The organism is Kribbella voronezhensis, assembly GCF_004365175.1.
Classification (GTDB): domain Bacteria; phylum Actinomycetota; class Actinomycetes; order Propionibacteriales; family Kribbellaceae; genus Kribbella; species Kribbella voronezhensis.
Genome location: NZ_SOCE01000002.1, coordinates 683296 through 695453, shown reverse-complemented (window position 1 = coordinate 695453; position 12158 = coordinate 683296). Strand labels below are relative to the sequence as shown.

Genomic DNA, 12158 nt, shown 5'->3' with positions numbered 1-12158 from the left:
CTGGAGCAATAACCAGCTATTGAGGTTCACCGATAGCGACCAGGCTAGCTCCGTGGACAACATTTTGCGCGCGGATGTCGCAGTGATCGGATTCGGTAAGGGCGGCAAGGCCGTCGCGGCGGAACTCGGCCGGCTCGGCCGGCGGGTCGTCCTGATCGAGAAGTCGGACCAGATGTACGGCGGAACCTGCCCCAACGTCGGTTGCGTGCCGACGAAGGCACTGGTCCATCACTCGGGCCAGCGGCGGCCGGACGACTCGCCCCAGGAATGGTTCGAACACGCGGTCGGCCAGGTGCAGGCACTCACCTCGCTGTTCCGGGCCGGCAACTACGACTCGCTCAACGGCGCCGACACGATCACCGTGCTGACCGGAACGGCCTCGTTCGCCGATCCGCACACCCTGACCGTCGTCACGAGCACGGACCGGATCACCGTGACGGCCGAGACGATCCTGATCAACACCGGATCGGAACCGGTGATCGCCGGCATCCCCGGCCTCGCGGACAGCACCCGGCTGGTGACCAACGTCGACCTGATCAAGACCACGACCCTGCCGGGGCGGCTCGCCGTGATCGGCGGCGGCTACCTCGGCATCGAGTTCGCCTCGATGTACAACCGGTTCGGCTCCAAGGTCACCGTCTTCGAGTCGTCGGCCCGGATCCTCGGCCGCGAGGACGACGACGTCGCGGCCGCCGCGACGCAGATCCTCGCCGACGAGGGCGTCGACATCGTGCCCGGCGCCACCGTGGTCGAAGTACGCGACGGCACGAGCGGCACCACGATCACCTACGAGCGGAACGGCAGTCGCCACACGCTGGTGGCCGATGCGGTGCTCGCCGCGACCGGCCGCACTCCCGTGACCGACGGCCTGGAGCTGGCCAACGCCGGTGTCCGTACCACGGCTCGCGGCGCGGTCGAGGTCGACGAGTACCTGCGCACGAGCCGGCCACACATCTTCGCCCTCGGTGACGTCAACGGCGGCCCGCAGTTCACCTACATCTCCCTCGACGACAGCCGGATCGTGCTCGACCAGCTCATCGGCGAAGGCAAACGCAGCACGGCCGACCGGGTCGCAGTACCGGCGACTCTCTTCATGACGCCGCCGCTGGCCACCATCGGGCTGACCGAGAAGGAGGCCCGCGCGGCCGGGCGCCGCATCAAGGTCGCGCGGGAGAACGTCGCCGACATCGTGGCGATGCCGCGCGCGTACATCGTCGAGGAGACCCGCGGCCTGATGAAGTTCGTCGTCGACGCGGACACCGACCAGATCCTGGGCGCCGCCCTGCTCAGCGTCGACGCCCAGGAACTGATCAACACGGTCGCTCTCGCGATGCGTCACGGCATCACCGCGACCGAACTGCGCGACTCGATCTACACCCACCCCAGCTCCACCGAGGCCTTCAACGGTGTCCTCGCCGCGCTGCAGCCCAACCCCTGACCCAGGCCTTCGTGTTCGTTCGGTTCAGCGTTGGTAGGACTGGGCGTAGGTCGAACTCGGCGTACCCACGCCGGTGACGTCGTCGTAGCCGGTGACCGCCTTGATCGGGCCGTTCAGGCCGAAGGTGTAGAGGCGGGTCTTGATCGGGCTGGTCGGGTCGGTGATGTTGCTGTAGTCGTTGCGGACGACGTTCAGCAGTTCATTCGGTCCGAACGGGGTGTCGGTGACGTCGTCGAACGCCCTCGACCCGGCCCGCTGGTACAGCTGCGGATTCGCGAAGCCGATCGGCGAGCGCTGTGCCTGCTGGGCCACCGCTTGCAGACCCGCCATCAACGGGCTCGACAGGCTGGTCCCGCCGAGCCGGACCTCCAGGTAGCCGACGGTGCCGTCCGCCTTCAGCCAGGTCTGCCCGACCATCATGCCGGTGTTGTTGTCGCCGTCCATCGCGACGTCCGGCACGACCCGCATCGGGTACGCCGACGTCTCACCGGTCAGCAGCGTCCGCGCCAGCTTCGCCGGTACGACACCGGCCTGGTACGCCGGCTGGCGCACCTTCGCGCTCGTGCCACCGCCGGACCCGCCGGTGAACGCGGCCGGGTAGCCCGCCCGCGGATCCGGGTCCCAGCCACTGCCGTCGGCCTTCTTCTCCGAGCGGATGTTGCCCCAGCCGGCCTCGAAGACCTTCCGGTAGTCCGGCCCGAGCGCCATCGTCGTACCGCCGACGCCGGTCACCCACACACTCTCCGGCGGGTACTCGGTCTGTACGCCGTTGGAGTCCTCGTTGCGCCCGCAGCCGGTGACCGGGTCCTCGACTCCACAGTCACCCGAGGAGAAGTACACGCCGATGCCCTGGATCGCGGCCCGCTGGAAGACGTCCTCGTACGCCTGCCGGATCGCCTCGGTGGCCGGCCCGTTCGCGCCGTCGCCCCACGAGTTGCTGACCATGTCGGCCAGGTGGTGGTCGACCAGCCGGTTCAGCGCGTCCAGGAGGCTCGGGTCACTGCAGTCCTTGGCGCCGACGTACGCGACGTCCGCGTCCGGTGCCATCGCGTGGACGGCCTCGATGTCCAGCGCCTCCTCGACGTAGATCGCGTTCGGTGGGCCGCCGAAGCAGTCGGGTGATCCGCCGGGAGTCGTGTACTGCTTCAGCTGACCCGGCCGCCAGCCCTGCGAGACATGCTTGTTCGCGTACGCCGCGACGTCGGCCTCGATCGTCGGCGACGCGTAGGGGTCGATGATCCCGACCGTCACGCCGCGCCCGGTCAGGCTGGTCCGATCCAGTCCGTACGCCTTGCGCAACTCCTGCGGACCGTAGCCACACAGCGTCCACGGCCGCGTCTTGCCGTCGGACTTGGGTTGGTCGGTGGCCGGCTTCTCGCCCCAGTAGTTCGAGCACGGCTCCGCGCGGTACAGCGCGGGACTCGGTCCCCACGGGTCGGGCTCGGTCGCGCGTGGAGCGGTGAGTGCCGCGACCTCGTCCGCCGATTTGGCCCGAACGCCTTGTTTTGCAGGGTCCTCCAGCCCGACAACGCCTTGTACGGCGCTCGCGATGCGGGCCGGGACCTTCACCTCACCCGTCGGTGCGCGGTGCAACCCATTGGCGTCGGCGAAGTCGTGCAGCTGCACATCGAACGCCCGCTGCACCTTGTCCACCGACCCGCGAAAGCCGACGTAGTGCGAGTCGGTGCTGGTCACCTTCAGGCCGGACGATTTCAGCCACGACGTGACGGCACGGGTCTGCTCAGCAGTAGGCCCGAATCGCCGGTTCACCTCGGCGGCGGACAGGAAGTGCCGGTAGGCAGCGTTGTGTGGATCGGTCACTGCCAGCGCGTACGCCGTCATCGCCTGCGGGTCGCGTCCGGCCAGATACACCCGCGCCTCGAGCTCCGTGCCCGGATCGGTCGGTCCGCGGTCGGCCGACGCGACGGCCCAGCTCGGACGCCCGCCGGACACCTTCTGCTCGGCCGGCGCGGCCGATGCCACCGGCAGCGCGGCGACGGCCACCACCGCCCCGGCCGCCGCGATCGCCAGCGCGGTTCGCCTGGATCTCTTCACGTCTTCGTCCCTCTCGCTCGAAGTCACAACCGCGTCATCTTCGAGCGGGGAACGGGTGGCATCAACGCTTTCCAGCGCCGTGCAACACCCCGCGAGCGGAACATTTCGGCTCCGCTCCAAGCGTCCGGCGCGCGGACAGCGAGATGCGGGGGTAGTGCGCGGCGGTTATGGTCTGACCGGGTGGCGGGACGGGCAGAGTGCCCCGCCACCGCCGTTCGGTTGGCCGAGAGGAGGCCGTCGTGCGCGTCAGGCACCAACAATTCGGGACATTCCTGCGACTCGCCAAGGCGGTCGTCACCAATCGGGCCGTCCAAGTCACCGCGCTGCTGGGTGCCGTGCTGCTGTCGCTGTGGAATGTCGAACGGGTCCCGCACACGTCCGTGCTGCCCGCCGCCATCGGGCTGCTGCCGTTCGCGATCGGCAAGTACATCCTGTGTCCGTTGCGCTGGCACGCACTGGCGGCCAGCGGCCGGACCAGGGTCTGGCACGTGCGGGCGTATGCGGAGAGCGAGATCCTCGGTCTCATCTCACCGTGGCACGCCGGCGCCGACCTCTGGCGGGTGCACCGCCTGGAAACCACCGGCGTACGACGATCCGCCGCGGTCGCCGCGGTCGCGCTGGACCGGTTCGTCGGTGCCGTCGGACTCGTCGTGGCCGTCGCGGTCTGCGGGATCGCACTGCCGCCGATCGTGCTCGTGGTCGCTCTCGGACTCGCCGCCCTGGTCCTCGTAGCAGCCGTTCTCGTACGCCGGCGGCGCCCTGGTCTCGCCGGCAGTTGGCCGTGGCCGTCGCCCACCGTGTTCGCGGTCGGCGTCGTGTTGTCGATCGGCTACCAGGCCACGATTCTCGGATTGCTGATCGGGGCGCTCCAAGCGGTCGGGGACTCCGTGTCGGCGTTCCAGTTGGTCGCCGTGTTCGGAGCCAGCCAGCTCGCCGGCGCGCTGCCAGGCGTCCACGGAGCGAGTCCCCGCGAAGGCGCTCTCGTGGCCGGCCTGGCATCGATCGGTGTTTCGTGGACAGCGGCCTTCGGTGCGGTGGCGCTCACCGCCTTGCTCTACTGGGTCCCGGCGCTGTTGTTCGGCGGCGGCTGCTTCTTCCTCCGGTGGCGCGGCTGGTTCACCGAGCCACGACCGGCGACCCCGTGCGCACGGAGTACAGGTGCCGCGCTCATCGCGACGGCACCTGTTCCCCGGACGGCCGAAGGTCAGTAGCTGAAGGTGCCTTCGACCACGTAGTCGGCGGTCTTCACGTGCTTGTTGAAGAGGATCAGGAAGCAGGTGCCCGCCGGCACCTTGGTCGCCAGCACGTGACTGGGCGCCTGCTTCGTGAAGACCTCGACGTCGCCGAGGTCCCTGCCCTCACACTTCTCGACCAGCACCTCGGTGGCCTTCGGCAACGTGGTCAGCTTCAGCTTGATGTCGCCGCCGTGAGCGATGTACGTGCCCCCGCTGCTCCAACTGGTGCCCGTGACCAGTTGCTTGTACGGCTGACTGAAGGCCTTGGCGTGCGCCACCGGCGCGGCCTGCGCGGCCACCGGAGCGGCGCCCAACGTCGCGACTGCCAGCACGGACACCACAGCTGCTCGCATCTTCATCTGTTCTCCTCGATCGGATCGATGTACATACTCGGTATCTAGATACTAGGTATGTAGAGGGTCATCGATCCGATCGGCGGAGAATCAGAGCAGAAATCAGTAGATGTTGGACGGGCGGACCATGCCCTCGGCCAGGTCGCCGAAGCCGGGAGCCATGATCGCGCCCGGATTGCCGAGCACCTCCTCGACCACCGCTGTCTCCGTCGTGATGATCAGCGCCGCGATCGACGCCGCGCTCTCCAGCGCGGCCCGGGTCACCTTCAGCGGATCCATGATCCCCTCGTCGAACATGTCGGCGTAGTGACCGGTCAGCGCGTTGAAGCCGGTCCCCAACGGGAGCGACGCCACCTTGGCGGCCACCTCGTCGCCGTCGTACCCGGCGTTGATCGCGATCCAGCGCAGCGGCTCGGGCAGCGCCCGGCGGACCACCTCGCGGCCGACGGCCGCGTCACCGGTCAGTTCGACCCGGGAGACCGCCTCCTGGGCCTGGACCAGCGCCACTCCCCCGCCGGCCACCACGCCTTCCTCGAGCGCGGCCCGGGTCGCGGCCAGCGAGTCCTCGACCCGGAGCATCCGCTCCTTGAGCTCGACACTCGTCGCGCCGCCGACCCGGATCACGGCGACCCGCCCGGACAGCCGGGCCATCCGCAGTTGCAGGTTGTCCTGGTCGGCCTCGATCCTGGCCCGCTCGAACTGCGTCTCCAGCTGCGCCAGCCGGGCCGAGACCAGGTTCGCGTCGCCGTGGCCGCCGACGATCGTGGTGTCGTTCTCGGTGATCGTGATCCGGTCGCACGAGCCGAGGTGGTCCAGCGTGACCTCGGACAGGTCCAGCCCGGTGTCCGTCGCGATCACCCGCCCGCCGAGGGCCACCGCGAGGTCCTCCAGCTCGGCGATCCGGCGGTGACCGAAGCCGGGCGCCCGGACGACGACCGACCGCATCGTGTTGTGCATGTTGCCGCCCACCAGGAGCTGCAACGCCGGTCCGTCGACGTCCTCGGCCAGCACCACGAGCGGCCGGTCGGCGCGCTTGGCCACCTCGACGGTCGGCATGATGTCCTGCACCTGGGAGATCTTCTTGTTGGTCAGCAGGATGACCGGGTTGTCGTAGACCGCCTCCATCCGCTCCCGGTCGGTGACCATGTACATCGAGATGTAGCCGTGGTCGAAGTCGATGCCGTCGACAACGTTCACCGACAGGCCGAAGGTCTCGGACTCCTCGGTGGTGACGATCCCGTTGCGGCCGACCCGCTCGACCGCCTCGGCGACGACGTCGCCGATCGACTCGTCGTCGCTGGCCGCCAACGTAGCGATGTGCCGCAGGTCCTGCGCCCCGCCGACCTCGGCCGCCCACGACCGCAGCGTCTCCACCACGACCGGAACGGTCTGCTCGATGCCCCGCCGCACCCGCATCGGGTTGGCGCCGCCGTCCACCGCCCGCAGGCCTTCGCGAACCATCGCCTGGGCCAGCACCGTCGCGGTCGTGGTGCCGTCGCCGACCACGCCGTTGGTCTTCATCGCGACTTCCTTGACCAGCTGCGCGCCCATGTTGGCGAACGGCTCGCGGAGCTGGATCTCCTTCGCGATCGTGACGCCGTCGTTGGTGATGGTCGGCGGCCCGGTCAGCTTCTCCAGGACGGCGTTGCGGCCCTTCGGTCCGAGCGTCACCTTGATCGCGTCGGCCAGAGCGTTCACCCCGGATTCCAGCAACCGCCTTGCCTCTGAGTTGAACCTCAGTTCCTTTGCCATGATTCAGCCTTTCAAGGGATGAGAATCGCCCGGCCGCGGACGAGTCCCGCGTCGAGGTCGTCGATCGCCTGCTGGAAGTCGGCCAGCGGGTACTTCGTGGTGTGCAGGGTGACCTTGCCCTGCGCGGCCAGCACCATCAGCTCCTGCAGGTCGTTGTAGGAGCCGACGAGATTGCCGATGAAGTTGATCTCGGTGGAGATGATGTCGATGGTCGCGACGTCGAGGTTCTCGCCGTACCCGACCACGTAGTAGTTGCCGGCCCGGCGCAGCATCGCCACGCCCTCGGCGGTCGCACCGCCCTCGCCGACGAAGTCGACGACGGCCTCCGCGCCCTTGCCACCGGTCAGTTCCAGCACCTGCCGCACCTGGGTGCCGTCGGCAACGATCCCGTGGTCCGCGCCGATCTCGACGGCGAGCTGGACGGCCGCCGGGTTGCGGTCGACCACCACCACGGTGACCGCCGAGATCGCCTTCAGTACCTGGATGCCGATGTGCCCGAGGCCGCCCGCGCCGATCACCACGCAGATGTCGCCGGGCCTGGTGGAGCGGGCCACCTTGGCGACCGCGTGGTACGCCGTGAGGCCCGCGTCGGCGAGGGCCGCGACATCCGCCGGCTCGAGGCTGTCGTCGATCCGGACCACGCTGCGAGCCGTGGTACGGAGGTATTCGGCGTAGCCGCCGTCGGTGTCGATACCAGGGAACCGGCTGTTCTCACAGTGCACGTCGTCACCGAAGCGGCAGGCGCGGCACAGGCCGCAGGTGATGAGTGGATGCAGGATCACCTTGTCGCCGACCTTCACGTTGGTGACCGCGTCGCCGATCGCGTGCACCCACCCGGCGTTCTCGTGTCCGATCGTGTACGGCAGCGCGACGCCGCTCTTCTCGGCCCACTGCCCTTCGAGGATGTGCAGATCCGTCCGGCAGACCCCGGCGCCGCCGATCCTGACCACCACATCGAGCGGCCCGGCGATCCGCGGCTCCGGTACTTCGGTGAGCTGCAACTTGGTGTGGTAGCCGACGACTTGTACCGCCCTCATGACGCTCTCCTCGTGTCGGTGATGTGAGTGGTCAGCCCGCCCGGCTCGTCGTCGTACCGGGTCGCGAGCAGGCCCCGGCAGAAGTGCGCGTTGCCCTCCACGGAGACCCGGACCGCCTTCGCGTACCGAAGCCGAAGCGGTACGGCGGACTGCGCCACCGGCCGGCCGTCCTCGTCGACGACGACCAGGTCGTCCGGGCCGATGCCGAGCCCGATGTCGGTCCGGCGCCGCAACAGGGCCTCTTTGTGCGGGCCCCCCGGAAGCTCACCGAGTGTGAGCTCGTGCAGGTCCTCGAGCTTCCGGTCGGTCGTCCGGAGCAGCGCCATCACACAGCGCTCCATGGCGGCGGTGTGCGCCTTGCGCTGGAAGATCCGCCGCAACTCGTCCAGGCTGTCCTCCGCCTCGGGCCCGAATGTGCCGCGGTAGCCGGCGTTCAGGGCCAGGCCGGCGTTGATCCGGTCCGAGTCGTGGTGATCGTCCAGCAGCACCATCACCCGGCCGGCGCCCGGGACGCGCCGCAGCGCATCCTGAGCGTCGGCGGCCATCAGGTAGGCGAAGTTCGGTGCGCAGAACGACGTCGGCAGCCGCAGATGGACGGTCACCCCGACGTCGTCGATCCGGATCGACCGGACGAAACCGAGGTCGGTGATCGGCTCGTCCAGTTCGGGGTCGACGACGGTCGCCAGGGCCGCCGTCACCTCGCTCGCCAAACTGGTCTTCGCAGCAGGGGTGACCGTACTCATGACGCCACGGCCTCCTTCGCCCCGGCGGCCACTTCGGCGTCGGTGTCACCGGCGTCGGTGGGCAGCCGCAGCTCCTCGGGGACGTCGAGGTCGTACAGCGCGGCAGCGTTCAGCCCGAGGATCTTCTTCTTCTGTTCGACCGTGATCGGCCCGTACTCCGACTGGCCGGCCGGCAACTGGAAGTCGACGAACTTCTCGACCAGCCACTTGGGCGTCCAGATCGCGTAGTCGCTGGAGAACAGGATCTTGTCCTCGCCGATCCAGTAGAGCAGTTCGCCGAGGATCTGGGCGAAGTAGCCGGGCCGGGTGTGGATGAACGGCATCGCGACCGCGAGACCGCCGTACACGTTGGACTCCTGGGTGGCGATCCAGCAGAAGTCCTCCAGCCGGGGCAGGCCGACGTGCTCGACGATGAAGTTCAGGTCGGTGTAGTCGGTCGCCACCTTGTCGATGTCCGCCACGTCGAAGGCGTCGCGGTCCAGCGGCCGGATGGTGGGGCCCTTGTGGACATGGATGTTCTTGATGCCGAGCTCGAGGCACTCCTCGAGATAGCGGCGCGACCACGGGTCGTCGAGCTTCCAGCCGCGCGAGTCGCCGTGCCATTCGGCGGTGTAGAGCTTCACGCCCTTGAGGTTCATCCGGCCCGCGTCCTCGCGGAGCTGCTTCAGCCCTTCCTCGCCGAAGCGCGGGTCCCAGGCGTGGTTGTAGGTCAGCCTGCCCGGGTTCTGCCGGGTCAGCTCGAGTGCTTCCTCGGTCTGGCCGAACCCGGTGCGGTAGAACTCGCCGAGGATGGCCGGCTGGAAGATCGCGTGATCGACGTAGCCGTCCTCGAACAGGTCCTTCAGCAGCCGCTGCCCGCCGTAGTACGTGTAGGTGTCGTAGTCCCAGACGGCGTCGGTGGGGCTGAGGTTCTTGTGGTAGTCGTAGAAGCAGTCGATGAACTGCTTGCCGTGGATGTTCTTCTGGTTGGACGCGCGGCCGTCCCACAACGCGATGTGGGCGTCGACGACGAAGTACTTCTCACCCTCGTGCTCGTACATGACCGATCACTTCCTGACCAGGTCGAAGCCGATGTACTCGGCAGCGTCCTCCGGGCTGGCGAACAGGATGGTCTTGTCGTCCAGGTGGACCATCCGGCCGTAGTGGGTGGAGCTGATCTCCTCGAACACCGAGCCGTCGAACTCCGACCCGAGCGCGTCGGTCAGCTCGGCGTAGTCGAAGTTCAGCAGCCCGGTGCCGTCGACCCGGATCATCGACGGGTACTCGGTCAGCTCGACGCCCTCCTTGGCGCCCATCACCTCGGCGACCACCCGGCCGATCGGGGTGTTCATCAAGGTGACCCCGCACTTGTTGGAGAACTCGGTGTCGGATCCGAAATGCATGCTCACTGGTCCAGCTCCTTCGGTGAGTCGAGCCCGAGGTCCTCGAGCAGCGAACGGAACTTCTGCTTGGCGGCGTCGAGACTCGACGCGAAGGTGACCGGCTTGTCGGCCGGCTGCGACCAGATCGGCTGGAGCGCCTGGGCCGCGTCGAGACAACGCGGTACCCAGGTGGCGAGCCATTCGCCGAACAGCACCTTGTTGGTCTCGCCGAACTCCTCGTCCCTGCTCAGCAGCCGGAACAGGTTGCGGGTGTAGTTCAGGTCGCGGTCGTAGTCGTACTCGCCGGTGCCGACGATCGTCGGGGTGATGTAGTCGCCGTTGCGGGCCGCGATCTGCATCACCAGTTCGGTCCGGAACAGCGATCCGACCAACTGCTCGAACACGATGTTGGTGGCGAACAGCAACTCGCACCAGTCGCCGACCGCGGTCAGCCGCTCGACCACCTCACGGGTCGGCTGCCACTCGGGCGCGTCCTTCCAGACCCCGATGTGGGCGCTGCCGTCGAACGGTACGTCGGCTTCGCTCAGATCCAGGTTGAAGAGGGCGAGGTCCTGGGCGAACCGCATCTTGTGGGCGGCGTTGACGGCGACCGCGGTATTGATCATGTTGGTCGGCCCGGACCGCTGGATGCTGGTGAAGACGTGCAGGGCCAGGCCGTTCTCGGCGTGCATCCAGGCGCCGAGGTTGCGCTCGATGAACTTGAGCCAGGCGGCGTTCCAGCCGTCGTACACCCTGGCTCGCTTGGCGTTCTGCAGACAGAGGTCGACCTGGTGGACGACCGCGGAATTGTTCCGGTAGATCGTCTGGTCCCACTCCTCGTTCGGGTCGAGGAAGGCGTGCCAGTTCGACGACTTCGCGGCCGTCCACTCCTTCGGGTAGCCGCCGGGGCCGTCGCCGAAGCCGTAGATCCAGCCCTGGCTCAGATGCCGGTCGGGGTCCGGCTGCACGTCGACCGTGACGTCCTCGTACATCGTCGCGCGCAGCTTGGCCGGCTGGTAGTAGTTGTAGGCCCGGCTCTTCGAGCTCGGGAACTCCAGCGCGCCGGCCTCGGAGTCGGTGAACTCGATCTTCGGGAAGCTGCGCTGCTTCGGTACTGCGGATTGCGTCATCTCAGGCTCCATCGGTCGCTGGGCTGGTGAATTTGTCGTAGAAGACCTGGTCGTTCGGCACGTTGCTTGCCTCTAGCAACGTCAAGGCGGCGTCCACCATCGGCGGCGGTCCGCACAGGTAGACCTCGCTGCGATGCAACTCGGCCTCGCGGCGCTCGACCACCTCGGTGACGTTGCCCCGCTCCGCACTGCTGTCGGCGCCCTCCATCGACTCCGAGAGGCAGGCGATGAACTCGAACCCGGTCAGGTCGGCACCGAGCTCGGCGATCACGTCCAGGTAGAACAGGTCGGCCGCGGTCCGGGCGCCGTAGTAGAACCGGACCGGCCGGGTGCTGCCGGTCTCCCGCAGGTGTCGCAGGATGGACAGGATCGGCGCCATCCCCGCGCCGCCGGCGATACAGATCACCGGCAGCACGTGGCCGTCCTTGAGCGTCGACGAGCCGTACGGGCCGGTCATCGACAACACGTCGCCGACCTTCAGTTCGCCGTCGAGCAAGGCCGAGAACCGGCCCCCGGGGTACTTCTTGATCAGGAACTCGACCTCGCCCGCGGCCGACCGGGTGGTCGCCATCGAGAACGACCGGTGGTCGTCGGTGCCGGGGATGGTGAGGTCGACGTACTGACCCGGTTTGAACTCGAACACCTGCCCGGCGGTCAGCCGGAGCGAGACGATGTCGCGGGTCACCGGCTCGATCGCGCTGACCTCGGCGCTGACGGTCTGGATCGGGATGCCGCCGAGCAGTTCGTCAGGATCGAAGTTGAGCAACTCGATCGTGCAGTCGCTGTAGGCGTGCGCCCGGCACAGCAGCACGTACCCCTCGGCGACCTCGGCGTCGTTGCAGGCGAAGGTCGAGTAGCGCTCCATCTGCAGGTCACCCTCGAGGACGTACGACTTGCAGGCGGAGCACTGCCCCTCCCTGCAGCCGTGCATCAGGTGGATGCCCTGCCGGAACGCGGCGTCGAGGATCTTGTCGTCCTCGGTGACGTCCATCTCGATGTCGACCGGTTCGAAGCGGATGCGATGGCTGTCGGCCACGACGGCCTCCTCAAGCTG

The 12158-nt window shown here is 68.1% G+C and carries 11 protein-coding genes; 2 read left to right on the top strand and 9 right to left on the bottom strand.

What is annotated here, in order from left to right; genetic code table 11:
- The first annotated feature begins 52 nt into the window (after window positions 1-52).
- Window positions 53-1438 carry an FAD-dependent oxidoreductase gene (locus EV138_RS30555; protein ID WP_133983187.1) on the top strand — a complete coding sequence of 462 codons (1386 nt, stop codon included), beginning with the start codon at window positions 53-55 and terminating at the stop codon, window positions 1436-1438.
- A 24-nt stretch (window positions 1439-1462) separates the two neighbouring features.
- Here EV138_RS30555 and EV138_RS30550 read toward each other — a convergent pair whose 3' ends face one another.
- Window positions 1463-3493 (bottom strand): S53 family peptidase, encoded by a 2031-nt coding sequence (locus tag EV138_RS30550; protein WP_166678807.1) that lies wholly within the window; start codon window positions 3491-3493, stop codon window positions 1463-1465.
- 239 nt (window positions 3494-3732) lie between these two features.
- Between EV138_RS30550 and EV138_RS30545 the strand changes: the two genes are divergently transcribed.
- The gene (locus EV138_RS30545) at window positions 3733-4704 is read left to right on the top strand and encodes a lysylphosphatidylglycerol synthase domain-containing protein (RefSeq protein ID WP_166678806.1); all 972 of its coding nucleotides are present in this window, start codon (window positions 3733-3735) and stop codon (window positions 4702-4704) included.
- On the opposite strand, the gene EV138_RS30540 is transcribed toward EV138_RS30545, so the two are convergent.
- The 8 genes from EV138_RS30540 to EV138_RS30505 form a co-directional block, all read right to left on the bottom strand.
- A complete protein-coding gene (locus EV138_RS30540) occupies window positions 4698-5087 on the bottom strand; it encodes a hypothetical protein (RefSeq protein ID WP_133983181.1) in 390 nt (129 codons plus the stop codon). The two genes, EV138_RS30545 and EV138_RS30540, sit on opposite strands and share 7 nt — an antisense overlap.
- Before the next feature lie 96 nt (window positions 5088-5183).
- Entirely contained in the window at window positions 5184-6833 is a 1650-nt protein-coding gene (gene groL / locus EV138_RS30535) for a chaperonin GroEL (RefSeq protein WP_133983179.1), read from the bottom strand.
- 11 nt (window positions 6834-6844) lie between these two features.
- Window positions 6845-7870 carry an NAD(P)-dependent alcohol dehydrogenase gene (locus tag EV138_RS30530; RefSeq protein ID WP_133983177.1) on the bottom strand — a complete coding sequence of 342 codons (1026 nt, stop codon included), beginning with the start codon at window positions 7868-7870 and terminating at the stop codon, window positions 6845-6847.
- Window positions 7867-8613: an iron-sulfur cluster assembly protein gene (locus EV138_RS30525; RefSeq protein WP_133983175.1), complete on the bottom strand. Its 747-nt coding sequence runs from the start codon at window positions 8611-8613 to the stop codon at window positions 7867-7869. Before EV138_RS30525 ends, EV138_RS30530 begins: the two co-directional genes overlap by 4 nt.
- Window positions 8610-9653: an amidohydrolase family protein gene (locus EV138_RS30520; RefSeq protein ID WP_133983172.1), complete on the bottom strand. Its 1044-nt coding sequence runs from the start codon at window positions 9651-9653 to the stop codon at window positions 8610-8612. The genes EV138_RS30525 and EV138_RS30520 overlap by 4 nt, the downstream gene beginning before the upstream one ends.
- 6 nt (window positions 9654-9659) lie before the next feature.
- On the bottom strand, window positions 9660-9995 hold the full coding sequence (gene mimD, locus EV138_RS30515) for a propane 2-monooxygenase effector subunit MimD (RefSeq protein WP_133984569.1): 336 nt from the start codon (window positions 9993-9995) through the stop codon (window positions 9660-9662).
- 2 nt (window positions 9996-9997) lie between these two features.
- Complete coding sequence (locus EV138_RS30510; RefSeq protein WP_133983170.1) at window positions 9998-11104, bottom strand: aromatic/alkene monooxygenase hydroxylase subunit beta; 1107 nt, start codon at window positions 11102-11104, stop codon at window positions 9998-10000.
- A gap of 1 nt (window position 11105) precedes the next feature.
- Window positions 11106-12140 carry an FAD-binding oxidoreductase gene (locus EV138_RS30505; protein WP_133983168.1) on the bottom strand — a complete coding sequence of 345 codons (1035 nt, stop codon included), beginning with the start codon at window positions 12138-12140 and terminating at the stop codon, window positions 11106-11108.
- Window positions 12141-12158: the final 18 nt, after the last annotated feature.